Source organism: Cupriavidus ulmosensis, from assembly GCF_977008105.1.
The window spans coordinates 3,763,363-3,778,344 of the sequence record NZ_CDRMWP010000001.1; the positions used below are offsets into that span (position 1 = coordinate 3,763,363).

13 protein-coding genes are annotated in these 14,982 nt (G+C 69.2%); 1 reads left to right on the forward strand and 12 read right to left on the reverse strand.

Going from position 1 to position 14,982, the window contains the following annotated elements; translation table 11 throughout:
* Positions 1-232 precede the first annotated feature (232 nt).
* On the reverse strand, positions 233-1,177 hold the full coding sequence (locus ACWTPI_RS17290) for a M23 family metallopeptidase (protein ID WP_059413476.1): 945 nt from the start codon (positions 1,175-1,177) through the stop codon (positions 233-235).
* A gap of 69 nt (positions 1,178-1,246) precedes the next feature.
* On the opposite strand from ACWTPI_RS17290, the gene ACWTPI_RS17295 reads away from it, so the two are divergent.
* Positions 1,247-1,774, forward strand: a complete 528-nt coding sequence (locus ACWTPI_RS17295) for a hypothetical protein (RefSeq protein ID WP_020206688.1) — start codon at positions 1,247-1,249, stop codon at positions 1,772-1,774.
* A 76-nt stretch (positions 1,775-1,850) separates the two neighbouring features.
* On the opposite strand, the gene lpxC is transcribed toward ACWTPI_RS17295, so the two are convergent.
* The 11 genes from lpxC to mraY all read right to left on the reverse strand — a co-directional run bounded on the left by lpxC (position 1,851) and on the right by mraY (position 14,926).
* Positions 1,851-2,768, reverse strand: a complete 918-nt coding sequence (gene lpxC, locus ACWTPI_RS17300) for a UDP-3-O-acyl-N-acetylglucosamine deacetylase (protein ID WP_020206687.1) — start codon at positions 2,766-2,768, stop codon at positions 1,851-1,853.
* Positions 2,769-2,942: 174 nt separating this feature from the next.
* The gene (locus ACWTPI_RS17305; RefSeq protein ID WP_454732237.1) at positions 2,943-3,449 is read right to left on the reverse strand and encodes a redoxin family protein; all 507 of its coding nucleotides are present in this window, start codon (positions 3,447-3,449) and stop codon (positions 2,943-2,945) included.
* A 481-nt stretch (positions 3,450-3,930) separates the two neighbouring features.
* Positions 3,931-5,130, reverse strand: coding sequence for a cell division protein FtsZ (ftsZ, locus tag ACWTPI_RS17310; RefSeq protein ID WP_020204728.1), 1,200 nt, complete (start codon positions 5,128-5,130; stop codon positions 3,931-3,933).
* Positions 5,131-5,293: 163 nt separating this feature from the next.
* Positions 5,294-6,526 carry a cell division protein FtsA gene (gene ftsA / locus ACWTPI_RS17315; RefSeq protein ID WP_020204727.1) on the reverse strand — a complete coding sequence of 411 codons (1,233 nt, stop codon included), beginning with the start codon at positions 6,524-6,526 and terminating at the stop codon, positions 5,294-5,296.
* The gene (locus tag ACWTPI_RS17320; protein WP_020204726.1) at positions 6,523-7,392 is read right to left on the reverse strand and encodes a cell division protein FtsQ/DivIB; all 870 of its coding nucleotides are present in this window, start codon (positions 7,390-7,392) and stop codon (positions 6,523-6,525) included. The genes ftsA and ACWTPI_RS17320 overlap by 4 nt, the downstream gene beginning before the upstream one ends.
* Before the next feature lie 51 nt (positions 7,393-7,443).
* A complete protein-coding gene (locus ACWTPI_RS17325; RefSeq protein ID WP_020204725.1) occupies positions 7,444-8,427 on the reverse strand; it encodes a D-alanine--D-alanine ligase in 984 nt (327 codons plus the stop codon).
* The gene (murC, locus tag ACWTPI_RS17330) at positions 8,424-9,863 is read right to left on the reverse strand and encodes a UDP-N-acetylmuramate--L-alanine ligase (RefSeq protein WP_454732238.1); all 1,440 of its coding nucleotides are present in this window, start codon (positions 9,861-9,863) and stop codon (positions 8,424-8,426) included. Before murC ends, ACWTPI_RS17325 begins: the two co-directional genes overlap by 4 nt.
* 13 nt (positions 9,864-9,876) lie before the next feature.
* Positions 9,877-10,947, reverse strand: a complete 1,071-nt coding sequence (gene murG / locus ACWTPI_RS17335) for an undecaprenyldiphospho-muramoylpentapeptide beta-N-acetylglucosaminyltransferase (RefSeq protein WP_059413473.1) — start codon at positions 10,945-10,947, stop codon at positions 9,877-9,879.
* Entirely contained in the window at positions 10,944-12,185 is a 1,242-nt protein-coding gene (gene ftsW, locus ACWTPI_RS17340; protein WP_020204722.1) for a putative lipid II flippase FtsW, read from the reverse strand. The genes murG and ftsW overlap by 4 nt, the downstream gene beginning before the upstream one ends.
* Positions 12,182-13,705, reverse strand: a complete 1,524-nt coding sequence (gene murD / locus ACWTPI_RS17345) for a UDP-N-acetylmuramoyl-L-alanine--D-glutamate ligase (RefSeq protein WP_454732239.1) — start codon at positions 13,703-13,705, stop codon at positions 12,182-12,184. Before murD ends, ftsW begins: the two co-directional genes overlap by 4 nt.
* A 51-nt stretch (positions 13,706-13,756) precedes the next feature.
* Positions 13,757-14,926 (reverse strand): phospho-N-acetylmuramoyl-pentapeptide-transferase, encoded by a 1,170-nt coding sequence (gene mraY / locus ACWTPI_RS17350; protein WP_029043962.1) that lies wholly within the window; start codon positions 14,924-14,926, stop codon positions 13,757-13,759.
* Between the last annotated feature and the right edge of the window lie 56 nt (positions 14,927-14,982).

Genomic DNA, 14,982 nt, shown 5'->3' on the forward strand with positions numbered 1-14,982 from the left:
GAAGCGCGCGGCGGTCCGCGCGATGCGCAAACCACACCCCGCGGCAGCCGGGACTTGACGCCGTGGCGGCGATGCAGCGGCGATGGCGCGCCGATCGCGCGCCCGCCCGCCGACGCCGCGCCGGCCGTTCACCCCGCCCTTGCGCCCCCTGGCCCGGACGCGCCCCGCGCACCCAGTTCCCTTCGGACATCGGGGCGGCCCCGCGGTTCTTCAACGGCGCGCCGGCGCCGCTTCATCGGATGGCGGTGCGGTCGGTCGGCTCGGGCGCCTGGGCCAGCTGCGCGGGTGCCGGTTTCGCCACCGCGAGGAAGCGACTGGGGTTCTGCGGCACGCCGTTGACGTGCACCTCGAAGTGCAGGTGCGCGCCGGTGGAACGCCCGGTCGAGCCGACCAGCGCGATCTGCTGGCCCGGCTTGACCAGGTCGCCGGGCTTGACCAGCATCTTGGCGCTGTGCGCGTAGCGGGTCTTGAGGCCGTTGCCGTGGTCGATGTCGATCAGGTTGCCGTATTCCGGGTGCCATTCGGCAGCCACCACCACGCCGCCGGCGGCCGCCACGATCGGCGTGCCGGCCGGCGCGGAGAAGTCCACGCCGTCGTGCGGGGTGCGGCGCCCCGTGAACGGGTCGAAGCGCCAGCCGAAGCCCGAGGCGTCGTAGCCGGACGCCACCGGCAGCACGCGCGGCACGCGGCGGTCCTCGCTCTGGCGGTCCAGCAGCGTGGTCGCCACCACGTCGAGATAGTCGGCATGCTGCTCGGCCTGGTCGGACAGGCGCGCCAGCGCCAGCTGCAGCTCCGTCAGGCTGGGCGCGCGCGACTGGGCCGTGGGCGCGAGGCCGCCGCGCCCGGGCGGCTGGCGGAAGTCGAACTCCTTCGGCGCGATGCCGGCCAGGCCCGAGACCCGCTCGCCCAGCGCGTCCAGCCGCACCATGCGGGCCTGGATCTCGCCCACGCGGGCGGCCAGCACATTGAGGTTGGCGCGCAGGTAGGCGTCGTCGCCGGGCGCGCGCGCCGGCGCGCCGGACCCGGCCAGCCCCGCGCGCGCGGCGAACCAGGTCAGCGCCGACGAGGCCAGCGCGACCAGCAGGCACAGCAGCAGCACGGCGGCGGCCAGCCGCCCGCGCGACAGCGTGAAATGGCGCACCTGCGGCAGGCGCGGATGAAGCACGATGATCTGCATGAGGCGGCTCCCTTCTCCCAATGCGAGGCCCGGCGCCGCACGCAAGCGGCGGCACGCTAGAATGCGCGCATGCGCATGTTCACCCACCACGCCCTCCAGACGCCCGCCGCCAAGCCGCTCAACGACTGGCTGGCCAAGGCCGGCCCGGTTTCCGCCCTGATGCAGACGGCGCGGGAACTGGCTGTGCTGGAAACTGAGGTGCTGTCGCTCCTGCCTCGCGGACTGCAGGACGGCATCGCCGTGGCAGGCGTCAAGCAGGACGCCCGCGCCATCGGGCAAGGCCAGGGGGAGCGGACACTGCTGTTGCTGGCGGCGCATGGCGCCGCCGCGGCACGGGTAAGACAGGTGGTGCCGACGCTACTTGGAAGACTGCAACAGCGGGGCTCGCAGATTACCGCAATCCGGGTGCGCGTTCAACCGGACGTGGGCCGCCAGGGGGACTGGGACACCGGGCCGGTGGAGCGGCCGAGGAACGGCAGGATGTCGGCCACCGGGCTGGCGAGCCTGGACCAGCTCACGCGCGACCTGCCCGATTCGCCGCTGCGCGACGCGCTGAAGACGCTGCTGTCGCATCACGGTCCGGGGCCGAAGGGCTGAAAGACGGTATCCCCAGCATGAAAAAAAGCCGGTCGAGCGACCGGCTTTCTCTTTGCGGCGCCAGGACGCCCGCGGCTTACGCGAATGCCGGCTGCAACTGCGGCAGGAAGGCCGGCGGCGCGTCCTCGACGCGCTCGAACGTGACCATCTCGTAGGCTTCCTGATCGGCCAGCAGGGCGCGCAGCAGCTGGTTGTTGAGGCCGTGGCCGGACTTGTTGGCGATGTACGCGCCGATCAGCGGGTGGCCGATCACGTAGAGGTCGCCGATCGCGTCCAGGATCTTGTGGCGCACGAACTCGTCGCCGTAGCGCAGTTCCTCGTTGTTCAGCATGCGGTGCTCGTCGAGCACGATGGCGTTGTCGAGGCTGCCGCCGCGCGCCAGTCCCATCTCGCGCAGCGCCTCGACCTCATGGGCGAAGCCGAAGGTGCGCGCGCGCGCGATCTCGCGCACGTAGCTGGTGTCGGCGAAGTCGATGGCGAAAGTCTGGCCGGTCTTGTCCACCGCCGGGTGGCGGAAATCGATGGTGAAGGCCAGCTTGAAGCCGAAGAACGGCTCGAGGCGGGCCAGCTTGTCGCCCTCGCGCACTTCCACGGCCTTCTTCACGCGGATGAAGCGCTTGGGAGCGGACTGCTGCTCGATCTCGGCGGATTGCAGCAGGAACACGAAGGACGCGGCGCTGCCGTCCATGATGGGGATTTCTTCCGCGTCGACGTCCACGTACAGGTTGTCGATGCCGAGGCCCGCGCAGGCGGACATCAGGTGCTCCACGGTGGAAACCCGCGCGCCGTCCTTCTGCAGGACCGAAGCCAGGCGGGTGTCGCCGATGGCGCCGGCGCTCGCGGGGATCTCGACGGCCTCGGGCAGGTCCACGCGGGTGAACACGATGCCGGTGTCTGCCGGGGCGGGGCGCAGCGTCAGCGTCACTTTACGGCCCGAGTGCAAGCCAATGCCTACGGTCTTGACCAGGGATTTGATGGTGCGCTGTTTGAGCATGACGTTCTCAGCTATTATTAAAATCTATTGACTGAACTTACTGATACAGCGATTTTACCATCGCTTCGTTTGCTGCGCTGCGCCACTTTGTTTCGGCCTGTTAGCGGCGTAAGAATTCACCCCCGCAAGTCTAACTTGCGTCACTCGCGAGGGTCGAATTGTCACAATCGCGTATTAAGCGCGCAACGCCGCCAGCACCGCTTCGGCGCTGCTGACCTTGAATTCGCCGGGCGCCTCGACCCACAGGCCAGTCACCACGCCGTCTTCCATCACCATCGCGTAGCGCTTGGAGCGCACGCCCATGCCGCGCGCGGTCAGGTCCATATCCAGCCCCAGCTTGCGCGTCCATTCGGCGCTGCCGTCGCCCATCATGCGCACCTTGCCGGCGGTGTTCTGCTCGCGGCCCCAGGCGCCCATCACGAAGGCGTCGTTGACCGAGACGCACCACACCTCGTCCACGCCGGCGGCGCGCAGCGCCTCGGCCTGGGCGACGTAGCCCGGCACGTGCCTGGCCGAGCAGGTCGGCGTGAAGGCGCCGGGCAGCCCGAACACCACGATCTTGCGGCCGCGCGCCAGTTCCGCCACCGAAAAGGCGTTGGGCCCGAGGCTGCAGCCGCCGGTCTCGGTGTCGAAGAATTCGTTCAGCGTGGCGTCGGGCACACGCGCTCCTGTTTCGATCATGCTGTCTCTCTTCCTGTCTCGGTAAAAACCCTGTCTAGCATCATAGTGCGCGCACCTGCCGCGCCCAAGGCGAAGCCTGTGCGCCGCGGTGCCGGCGCGCTTGGGCGGGGGCCCGATGCGATTCCAGTGCGACTCTAAACCTTAACCCCGGCGCGTGCTTGAAACGGCGCCGCGGGCGCGGTGCCGCAGCGGGGCTGAAAAATGCAACGCGCGCGGCGATCTTGCGATCGCCGCGCGGACGACGGCACATCCCGGCCGGGAGGGCGGGAGACCAGTCCGGGGAGGCGGCCGGTGGCACGCCTGTCCCGGCGACGGGATGCGAGCTGAGGGCGTCAGCGCGGGCGCGGGCCGGCTGGCTGCCGAGCCGGGCGCAGCCACGGGGCGCGACACGGGCGGATAGGGAGCGCCTGCGTGTCTTGCTGTTCCGTGGCCGCGCCCCGGCGGGCAGCCGGCCTGGAGGCCTGCACCTTGCCGTGCCGACTCAGTCCGCCTGCTTGCGCAGAAAGGCGGGGATATCGTAGGTATCCACACCCTTCTCCTGCAGCGCGGCGACGTGGGCGGACGCCGATTCGCGCGAGCTGCGCCACACCGCCGGCGTGTCCAGGTTGCTGTAGTCCGGCGCGTTGCTGTGGCCCGCGTTCACGGTGTTGGTCATGTTGCCCATCATCTGCACCGGCATGTTGTCGGTGCCGGTCTTGAGCAGGGTCATCGGCTGCTGCTTCTTGGCCGAGCGGCCCAGGCCCGTGGCCACCACGGTCACGCGCAGCGCGTCGCCCATCGAGTCGTCGTACACCGTGCCGAAGATCACCGTGGCATCTTCCGCGGCGTAGCTGCGGATGGTGTTCATGACTTCCTTGGTCTCGGACAGCTTGAGCGAGCGGCTGGCGGTGATGTTGACCAGCACGCCGCGCGCGCCGGACAGGTCCACGCCTTCGAGCAGCGGGCTGGCCACGGCCTGCTCGGCGGCCAGGCGGGCGCGGTCCACGCCCGACACGGTGGCCGTGCCCATCATGGCCTTGCCCTGCTCGCCCATGACCGTCTTCACGTCTTCGAAGTCGACGTTCACCAGGCCATCGACGTTGATGATCTCGGCGATGCCGGCCACGGCGTTGTGCAGCACGTCGTCGGCGCACTGGAAGCACTTGTCCATCTCGGCGTCGTCGCCCATCACCTCGAACAGCTTCTCGTTGAGCACCACGATCAGCGAGTCGACGCTGGACTCCAGCTCGCTCGAGCCGGACTCCGCCACCTTGGCGCGGCGCGCGCCTTCGAACTCGAACGGCTTGCTGACCACGCCCACGGTCAGGATGCCCATTTCCTTGGCCACCTGCGCCACGATCGGAGCGGCGCCGGTGCCGGTGCCGCCGCCCATGCCGGCAGTGATGAAGACCATGTGCGCGCCGCGCAGCGAGTCGGCGATCTGCTCGCGCGCCTGCTCGGCGCAGTTGCGGCCCACTTCCGGCTTGGCGCCGGCGCCCAGGCCGGTGTTGCCGAGCTGCAGCACGCGCGAGGCGGAAGAGCGCTTGAGCGCCTGGGCGTCGGTGTTCATGCAGATGAATTCGACGCCTTGCACGCCGCGGCTGATCATGTGCTGCACGGCGTTGCCGCCCGCGCCGCCCACGCCCACCACCTTGATGATGGTGCCGTCCTGCATTTCCGTTTCGATCATGTCAAAGTCCATCACTGCCTCCAAGAAGAATCAGCTGCCAAACGCTGCGGCCTCCCCGCCGCAACCCTTGGCTACTGAACAAGAAACCATCAAAAAGAACTGCCTGTTTCAACGGCCCGCCCCCGATCCGGTGGACAGCGCCGTCAATCTTTCAACATCCCGCGCGCCGGCAATATCAGAAATTGCCGACGAACCATTCCTTCATGCGGCCCCACACATGCTTGACGGAGCCGCTCTGCACCGCCACCCGGCGCCCGCGCATGCGCTGCACGCGGCCTTCGAGCAGTAGTCCCATTACGGTCGAATAGCGCGGACTCTTTACCACTTCGTGCAAATTTCCGCGATATTCCGGCACGCCGACCCGAACCGGTTTGAGGAAAATGTCCTCGCCCAGTTCCACCATGCCCGGCATCATCGCCGTGCCGCCGGTGATCACCACGCCCGAGGACAGCAGTTCCTCGTAGCCCGATTCGCGCACCACTTGGTGCACCAGCGAGTAAAGCTCCTCGATGCGCGGCTCGATCACCGCGGCCAGCGCCTGCCGGCTCAGCGTGCGGGTGCCGCGGTCGCCCACGCCGGGGACCTCGATCATGTCCTCCGGGTCGGCGATGGCCTGCTTGGCGATGCCGTACTGGATCTTGATGTCCTCGGCATCGGGCGTGGGCGTGCGCAGCGCCATCGCGATGTCGTTGGTGATCTGGTCGCCGGCGATGGGGATCACGGCGGTGTGCCGGATCGCGCCTTCGCTGAAGATGGCGATGTCGGTGGTGCCGCCGCCGATGTCGACCAGCACCACGCCGAGCTCCTTCTCGTCCTCGGTCAGCACCGCCAGGCTCGAGGCCAGCGGCTGCAGGATCAGGTCGTGCACCTCCAGCCCGCAGCGGCGCACGCACTTGACGATGTTCTGCGCCGCGCTGACCGCGCCGGTGACGATATGCACCTTCACCTCCAGCCGGATGCCGCTCATGCCGATCGGCTCGCGCACGTCTTCCTGGCCGTCGATGATGAATTCCTGCGTCAGGATGTGCAGGATCTGCTGGTCGGTCGGGATGTTGACCGCCTTGGCGGTCTCGATCACGCGCGCCACGTCGGTCTGCGTGACCTCCTTGTCCTTGATCGCCACCATGCCGCTGGAGTTGAAGCTGCGGATGTGGCTGCCGGCGATGCCGGTGAAGACCTCGGAAATCTTGCAGTCGGCCATCAGCTCGGCCTCCTCCAGCGCGCGCTGGATGGACTGCACGGTGGCCTCGATATTGACCACGACCCCCTTCTTCAGACCCTTGGACTCCGACTGGCCCATCCCGATCACTTCATAGCTGCCGTCGGGGCGCAGTTCCGCCACCACCGCGGCCACCTTGGAAGTGCCGATATCGAGACCGACCAACAGGTCCTTGTATTCCTTGCTCATCGGGTTTTCTCCGCGTTCTTGCTCTTGAGTCGCGTCGGATTGTTTGTCGGATTGCTTGCCGCGGGCGCGCGGGCCTTGGCGGCCGCCGCGGCCTGCGCATCGGTCAGGAACCGCACGTTGGCCGCGCGGATGGCAAATCCGTTCGGATAACGCAGGTCCGCGTATTCGATCTGCTTGCCCCACTGCTCCGTGACCTGGGGCCAGGCCACCACGAACCGCTTCACGCGCTGCGCCATCGCATCGCGCTCTTCATCGTTCTGCTCGCGCCCGAGCTCGATCACCATGCCGTTGGACAGCCGCGTGCGCCAGGCGTAGCGCTGCGACAGCGTGACCGCCAGCGGCTCGACCTTGAGCGGCTTGAACCATTCGCGCATGACCTCGAGCTTGTCCACCACGTCGGACTCGCTGTCGGGCGGGCCGTCCAGCGCGAGCAGCTGCGCGTCTTCCTCGGCCTCGGCCGGGTTGGCCACGAAGATCTCGCCGTAGGTGTTGATCAGGCGCCCGCCGTCGGCATTGCCCCAGGTGCCGAGCGCCTCGTGCTCCTCGACCTCGACCGCCAGGCCGTTGGGCCATTCGCGCCGCACGCTGGCGCGCCGCACCCAGGGCACGGACTCGAAGCTCTGGCGCGCCTCGTTGAGGTCGAGCGTGAAGAAGTTGCCGCTCAGCTTGCCCAGCGCGTTGGCGCGCACGCCCGGCGCGTTGACGTGGCGCAGCGTGCCGCCCGCCATCGCCGACAGCTCCACGTGCGTGATGGCGAACACCGGCCGCTGCGCCAGCCACAGCAGGCCGGCGGCGAACGCCATCAGCGCCACCAGCGCGTACAGCGTGGAGGCGATCAGGTTGAGCAGGCGGGTGTTGTGCCACATGGCTTGGGGCGTTTCCGTTCGGTCGGTTCAGGTTCGGTCGGCTTCTGTTGCTCAGTCGGGTTTCCAGGCGTCGTTCGGGTGCAGGTCCAGCGTGGCGGCGGCCGTCACCTGCAGCACGAAATCCTCGTAGCTGATGCCGGCCGCGCGCGCCGCCATCGGCACCAGCGAGTGGCCGGTCATGCCGGGCGAGGTGTTCATCTCGAGCAGGAACGGCTTGCCGTCGGCGCGCAGCATCACGTCGGCGCGCGCCCAGCCGCGGCAGCCCAGCACGCGGAACGACTGCACCGCCAGGCGCCGGACCTCGGCCTCGACGTCGTCCGGCAGGCCCGACGGGCACAAGTATTGGGTAACGTCAGTAAAGTACTTGTTTTGATAGTCGTAGTTGGCGCCGGGCGCGACGATGCGCACCACCGGCAGCGCCTCGGCGCCGGCGCCCTCCCCCACGATCGGGCAGGTCAGCTCGGCGCCGTCGATGAATGCCTCGGCGATGACGTCGTTGTCCAGCGCCGCGGCCTTCTCGAAGGCGGCCCGCATCTGGCCGGCGTCGGTGACTTTGCTCAGGCCGATCGACGAGCCCTCGCGCGCCGGCTTGACGATCAGCGGCAGGCCCAGGTCGGCCACCACGGCGGCGAAGTCGGTGCCGGCATCGAGCATGGCGAAGCGCGGCGTGGGCAGCCCGTGCGTCAGCCACAGGCGCTTGGTGGCCTGCTTGTCCATCGCCAGCGCGGAGGGCAGCACGCCGCTGCCGGTGTAGGGCACGCCGAGCTGCTCCAGCAGGCCCTGCATAGTGCCGTCCTCGCCGTAGCGGCCGTGCAGCGCGATGAAGACGCGGTCGAAGCCGGCCGCGGCCAGCTCGGCCACCGGCTGCAGGCCCGGGTCGAAGGCGTGCGCATCGACGCCGCGCGCGCGCAGCGCGGCCAGCACGCCGTTGCCGGACATCAGCGAGATCTCGCGCTCGGCCGAGCGGCCGCCCAGCAGCACGCCGACCTTGCCGAGCGATTTCGGGTCGATATTGGGATGGGCGACGAAGCTCATGCGTGGCCTCCCGATGCCTGTTGCGATGCTTGTTGCGAAACCAGTTGCCCCGGCACGCCGCCGATGGTGCCGGCGCCCATCGTCACCACGACATCGCCGGGCCGGACGGCGTTCAGGATGGCCTGCGGCATTTCCTCGATCTGCTCCACGAAAACGGGTTCAACCTTGCCCGCCACGCGCAGCGCGCGCGTCAGCGCGCGGCCGTCGGCGGCCACGATGGGGGTCTCGCCGGCGGCATAGACCTCGGTCAGCAGCAGCGCGTCCACGGTGCCGAGCACCTTGACGAAGTCCTCGAAGCAGTCGCGCGTGCGGGTAAAGCGGTGCGGCTGGAACGCCAGCACCAGCCGGCGGCCCGGGAACGCGCCGCGCGCCGCGGCCAGCGTGGCGGCCATCTCGACCGGGTGGTGGCCGTAGTCGTCGACCAGCGTGAAGGTGCCTTCGGCCCCGTCCGCGCCGGTGCAGGCCACTTCGCCGTAGCGCTGGAAGCGCCGGCCCACGCCGTGGAACTCGCGCAGCGCCTTGACGATGGCGGCGTCGGGCACCTCCAGCTCGGTGGCGATGGCGATGGCGGCCAGCGCGTTCTGCACGTTGTGCATGCCGGGCAGGTTCAGCACCACGTCCAGCGGCGGCTCGGCGTGGCCGTTGAGCTGGCGCAGCACGGTGAAGTGCATCTGGCCGTCGACCGCGCGCGCGTTGACCGCGCGGATCTGGGCGTCCTCGGCGAAACCGTAGCGCACGATCGGCTTGGACACGAACGGCATGATCTCGCGCACGCTGGGATCGTCCGCGCACAGCACCGCGATGCCGTAGAACGGCAGGCGCTGGGTGAACTCCACGAACGCCTGCTTGAGCCGGGCGAAATCGTGCCCGTAGGTGTCCATGTGGTCGGCGTCGATGTTGGTGATGACCTCGATCACCGGGAACAGGTTGAGGAACGACGCATCCGACTCGTCGGCCTCGGCCACGATGAAGTCGCCCGTGCCCAGGCGCGCGTTGGCGCCGGCCGAGTTGAGCCGGCCGCCGATCACGAAGGTCGGGTCGAGCCCGCCTTCGGCCAGCACCGAGGCCACCAGGCTGGTGGTGGTGGTCTTGCCGTGGGTGCCGGCGATGGCCACGCCCTGCTTGAGGCGCATCAGCTCGGCCAGCATGACCGCGCGCGGCACCACCGGGATGCGCCTGGCGCGCGCGGCCAGCACCTCGGGGTTGTCGCCGGTCACGGCGGTGGACACCACCACGGCGTTGGCGCCGTTGATGTTGGCGGCGTCATGGCCGTGCATCACGGTCGCGCCCAGCGAGGCCAGGCGCCGCGTGGCGGCGTTGCTGCCCACGTCGGAGCCCGAGACCTTGTAGCCCAGGTTCAACAGGACCTCCGCGATGCCGCTCATGCCGGCGCCGCCGATGCCTACGAAGTGGATGTTCTTGACGATGTGCTTCATGAATCCGTTTGTTTCAATCCCTGGCCATCTGGCTGCAGATCTCCGCCACGCGCCGGGTCGCTTCCGGCTTGGCGAGACCGCGCGCCTGGTGCGCCATCTCTTTGAGTCGGGTCCGCGTGAGCGAGGCCAGCGTGCGCGCCAGCCCCTGCGCGGTCAGTTCGTTCTGCTGGACCAGCAAGGCCGCGTCCTGCCGCGACAGGAATTCCGCGTTGGTGGTCTGGTGGTCGTCCACGGCATGGGGAAACGGCACGAACAGCGCCGCCACGCCCGCCGCCGCCACCTCCGACACGGTCATGGCGCCCGCGCGGCAGATCACCAGATCCGCCTCGGCGTAGGCGCCGGCCATGTCGTCGATAAAGGGCACGGCTTCCGCCTGCACGCCGGCCGCCTGGTAGTTGGCGCGCAGCGTGTCGATCTGCCTGGCGCCGGCCTGGTGCTTCACCAGCGGGCGCGCAGCTTCCGGCAGCAGCGCCAGCGCCTTGGGCACGATCTCGTTGAGCGCCGCCGCGCCAAGGCTGCCGCCCACCACCAGCAGGCGCAGCGGGCCGCTGCGCTGGTCGTAGCGCTGGTCCGGCGCGGGCATGCGGGCCAGCTCCTCGCGCACCGGGTTGCCGGTCCACTCGCTGTCCGGCAGCGCGTTGGGGAACGCGCAGAGCACGCGGTCCGCCACTCTGGCCAGCACCTTGTTGGCCAGTCCGGCGATGGAGTTCTGCTCGTGCAGCACCAGCGGGCGCCCCAGCAGCGAGGCCATCATGCCGGCCGGGAAGGTGATGTAGCCGCCCATGCCGAGCACCACGTCGGGCCGCACGCGGCGCAGCGCCCGCAGGCTCTGCCAGAACGCGCGCAGCAGGTTCAGCGGCAGCAGCAGCTTGGTCAGCGGCCCCTTGCCGCGCAGGCCGCCGAACTGGATGAACTCCATCGGGATGTCGTACTTGGGCACCAGCGTGGCTTCCATGCCGCTGCGGTTGCCCAGCCACACCACGCGCCAGCCCTGCTCGCGCAACGCGCGCGCGACCGCCAGCCCGGGGAACACATGCCCCCCGGTGCCGCCGGCCATCACGAGCAAGGTGCGCGCAGCGCTCATACTTTGCCTCCACGCATCATCACCCGGTTCTCGTAGTCGACCCGCAGCAGGATCGCCAGCGCGACGCAGTTCATCAGGATGCCCGAGCCGCCGTAGCTCACCAGCGGCAGGGTCAGCCCCTTGGTCGGCAGCAGGCCCAGGTTCACGCCCATGTTGATGAAGGTCTGCCAGCCGACCCACACGCCGATGCCCTTGGCCACCAGGCCGGCGAAGGTGCGGTCGAGCTGCAGCGCGGTACGGCCGATCTCGAAGGCGCGGCGCACCAGCCAGTAGAACAGCACGATCACCACCAACACGCCCACGAAGCCGAATTCCTCGCCGATCACGGCGAGGATGAAGTCGGTGTGCGCTTCGGGCAGGTAGTGCAGCTTCTCGATGCTGCCGCCCAGCCCCACGCCGGTCCATTCGCCGCGCCCGAAGGCGATCAGCGAGTGCGTGAGCTGGTAGGCCTTGCCGAGCGCGTTGGCTTCTTCCCACGGGTTGAGGTAGGCAAAGATCCGCTCGCGCCGCCACGGCGAGGCCGTGATCAGCAGCGCGAACGCGCCCACCGCCACGCCGACCAGCCCGGCGAACAGCTTGCCGTTGATGCCGCCCAGGAACAGGATGCCCATCGCCACGGTGGCCACCACCAGGAAGGCGCCCATGTCGGGCTCCAGCAGCAGCAGCATGCCCACCACCACCACCGCCACGCCCATCGGCAGGAAGCCCTTGCCCACGTTCTGCATCCACTCCTGCTTGCGCACGGTGTAGTTGGCGGCGTAGAGCACCACCGCCAGCTTCATCAGCTCGGACGGCTGGAAGTTCATGATGCCCAGCGGAATCCAGCGCCGCGCGCCGTTGACGCCCTTGCCGACGAAGGGCACCAGCACGACCACCAGCAGCAGCAGCGCGATCACGAACAGCTTGGGCGCGTAGCGGTCCCAGAACTTGACCGGGATCTGGAACGCCAGCAGCCCGCCGGACAGGCCGACGAACAGCGCGAACGCATGCCGCGCGAGGAAGTGGCTCTCGCGGTAGTTGGCGTAGCGCGGCGAGTCGGGCAGCGCGATCGAGGCCGAGTACACCATCACCAGGCCGAGCGCGAGCAGCACGATCGACACCCACAGCAGCGGCTGGTCGTACTCCATCATGCGCGAGCGGGTCGGCTTGACGCCGGACACCGCGTCGCGCAGGCCACCCCAGGCATTGCCGATGGTGGCGCCGATGAAACCGCTGCGCTTGACCTGTGCGTCGCTCATGGCACGATCCCCCGGGACATCGCCAGTTCTTCCACCGCGGCACGGAACACTTCCGCGCGGTGCACGTAGTTGCGGAACATATCGAGGCTGGCGCAGGCCGGCGACAGCAGCACGGCGTCGCCGCCCTGCGCGGCGCCGGCGGCCAGCGTGACCGCCTGCTCCAGCGTGGCGGCGTCGGCCAGCGTCACGCCGGTGCCGGCCAGCGCGCGGCGCAATTCGCCGGCGTCCTTGCCGATCAGCACCACGGCGCGCGCGTACTGCGCCACGGGCGCGGCCAGCGGCGAGAAATCCTGGCCCTTGCCTTCGCCGCCGGCGATCAGCACCACGCGCTTGTCCAGGCCCGACAGCGCGGCCACGGTGGCGCCCACGTTGGTGCCCTTGCTGTCGTCGAAATACTCCACGTCGTCCACCGTGGCGACCCACTCCACGCGGTGCGGCTCGCCGCGGTATTCGCGCAGGCCGTGCAGCAGGGCGTTGAGCGGCAGGTCGATGGCGCGGCACAGCGCCAGCGCGGCCATCGCGTTGGTGGCGTTGTGCATGCCGCGGATATGCAGCGCGTCGGCCGGCATCAGGCGCTTGTGGCGCACCGGCACGGCCGGCTCGGCCTCGGCGGCGGCCTTGCGGCGGCGCGGCTTGTTCTCGCCCTCGGCCTCGCTGTCGGCCTCGGCGATCACCAGCCACGGCATGCCGCCCTCGCGCAGCACGCCGAAGCTGCCGGGCGTCTCCGGCAGGTCGGTGCCGAAGGTGACGGGCACGGTGCCCGCGCGCGCCATCTCCAGGCTCAGGCGGTCGTTGCGGTTGAGCACCTGCAGGCAGCCGGGCTCGCCCGGCGCGGGCGCCGGGCCGAACACGCGCGCCTTGGCGGCGGCGTAGGCTTCCATGCCGCCGTGCCAGTCGAGGTGGTCCTGCGTGACGTTGAGCACGGTGGCCGCGTGCGGCGCCAGCGTATAGGTGGTCTCGAGCTGGAAGCTGGACAGTTCCAGCACCCAGACCTCGGGCAGCGTGGCCGCAGCGATGCAGGCGGCCAGTTTGTCGAGCGCCGACGGGCTGATGTTGCCGGCCACCGCCACGGTCTTGCCGGCGCGCTCGACCAGGCGGCCGGTCAGCGCGGTGGTGGTGGTCTTGCCGTTGGTGCCGGTGATCGCCAGCACCTTGGGCGCGTAGCCGGATTCGGCCCGCAGATGGGCCAGCGCCCGCGCGAACAGCTCGATCTCGCCCCACACCGGGATGCCGCGCTCGCGCGCCGCCGCCAGCAGCGCGGCGGTGGCGGGCTCGCCCGGCGGCAGGCCGGGGCTGATCGCCACCAGGCCGATGCCGTCGAGCAGCGCCACGTCGAACGCGCCGCCGATGAATTGCGCCGAGGGCAGCTCGGCCTGCAGGAAGACCAGGTTGGCGGGAGCCTCGCGCGTGTCGGCGACGCGCACGGGCGCGCCGTACTGGCCGCACCAGCGCGCCATCGCCAGCCCCGATTCACCGAGGCCCAGCACCAGCACATGAGGTTTCTGCAACTCGCCAAACACTTCGTTTTCCGCCCTTTTCGTTACGTTGTTACACCGATGCCGGCCGCGCGCTCAGCGCAGCTTCAGCGACGACAGCCCAATCAGCACCAGCAGCATGGTGATGATCCAGAAGCGCACCGTGACCTGCGTTTCCTTCCAGCCCGACAATTCGAAGTGGTGATGCAGCGGCGCCATCCTGAACAGCCGCCGGCCCTCGCCGTAGCGCCGCTTGGTGATCTTGAACCACGTCACCTGCAGCATCACCGACAGCGTTTCCACCACGAAGATGCCGCCCATCACGAACAGCACGATCTCCTGGCGCACGATCACCGCCACCGTGCCGAGCGCGCCGCCCAGCGCCAGCGCGCCCACGTCGCCCATGAAGACCTGGGCCGGGTGGGCGTTGAACCAGAGGAAGGCCAGGCCCGCCCCGGTCAGCGCCGAGCAGAAGATCAGCAGCTCGCCCGCCCCCGGGATGTGCGGGAACAGCAGGTATTTGCTGTAGACCGCGCTGCCCATCACGTAGGCGAACACGCCCAGCCCGCTGCCGACCAGCACCACCGGCATGATCACCAGCCCGTCGAGGCCGTCGGTCAGGTTCACCGCGTTGCTCGAGCCGACGATCACCAGGTAGGTCAGCACGATGAAGCCGGCCACGCCCAGCGGGTAGCTCACTTCCTTGAAGAAGGGCACGATCAGGTTGGACTTGTAGGGCATGTCCAGCGACATGCCGCTCTCGACCCAGCCCAGGAACAGGTCCCACACCCGCACATTGCTGCTTTCCGACACCGAGAACGCCAGGTAGACCGCGGCCACCAGGCCGATCAGGGTCTGCCAGAAGAACTTCTCGCGGCTCGACATGCCGCGCGGGTCGCGGTAGACCACCTTGCGGTAGTCGTCCACCCAGCCGATCGCGCCGTATCCCAGCGTCACCAGCATCACCACCCAGATGAAGCGGTTGCCCCAGTCGCACCACAGCAGCGTGGAGATGCCGATCGACACCAGCACCAGCACGCCGCCCATGGTGGGCGTGCCGGCCTTGACCAGATGCGACTGCGGACCGATGGTGCGCACCGCCTGGCCGATCTTCAGTTCGGTCAGCTTGCGGATCACCCACGGGCCCAGGCACAGGCCGATCAACAGCGCGGTGAGGTTGGCCATCACCGCGCGGAAGGTCAGGTAGTTGAAGACCCGCAGGAAGCTGTAGTCGTTTTGCAGCCACTGGGCCAGAGCCAATAACATCGTGTTCCGTATTCCTTTCGACAACCGCCCGGCGGCGCCGGGCTTCTCGTTTGCTT

Excerpts from the sequence above, each read along its gene's own strand:
- ACWTPI_RS17290 (WP_059413476.1), bottom strand. The coding sequence starts at position 1,177 with ATGCAGATCATCGTGCTTCATCCGCGCCTGCCGCAGGTGCGCCATTTC.
- lpxC (WP_020206687.1), bottom strand. The coding sequence starts at position 2,768 with ATGCTCAAACAGCGCACCATCAAATCCCTGGTCAAGACCGTAGGCATT.
- ACWTPI_RS17305 (WP_454732237.1), bottom strand. The coding sequence starts at position 3,449 with ATGATCGAAACAGGAGCGCGTGTGCCCGACGCCACGCTGAACGAATTC.
- ftsA (WP_020204727.1), bottom strand. The coding sequence starts at position 6,526 with ATGAGCAAGGAATACAAGGACCTGTTGGTCGGTCTCGATATCGGCACT.
- ACWTPI_RS17295 (WP_020206688.1), top strand. The coding sequence starts at position 1,247 with ATGCGCATGTTCACCCACCACGCCCTCCAGACGCCCGCCGCCAAGCCG.
- ftsW (WP_020204722.1), bottom strand. The coding sequence starts at position 12,185 with ATGAGCGACGCACAGGTCAAGCGCAGCGGTTTCATCGGCGCCACCATC.
- ACWTPI_RS17320 (WP_020204726.1), bottom strand. The coding sequence starts at position 7,392 with ATGTGGCACAACACCCGCCTGCTCAACCTGATCGCCTCCACGCTGTAC.
- murG (WP_059413473.1), bottom strand. The coding sequence starts at position 10,947 with ATGAGCGCTGCGCGCACCTTGCTCGTGATGGCCGGCGGCACCGGGGGG.
- murC (WP_454732238.1), bottom strand. The coding sequence starts at position 9,863 with ATGAAGCACATCGTCAAGAACATCCACTTCGTAGGCATCGGCGGCGCC.
- mraY (WP_029043962.1), bottom strand. The coding sequence starts at position 14,926 with ATGTTATTGGCTCTGGCCCAGTGGCTGCAAAACGACTACAGCTTCCTG.
- ACWTPI_RS17325 (WP_020204725.1), bottom strand. The coding sequence starts at position 8,427 with ATGAGCTTCGTCGCCCATCCCAATATCGACCCGAAATCGCTCGGCAAG.
- ftsZ (WP_020204728.1), bottom strand. The coding sequence starts at position 5,130 with ATGGACTTTGACATGATCGAAACGGAAATGCAGGACGGCACCATCATC.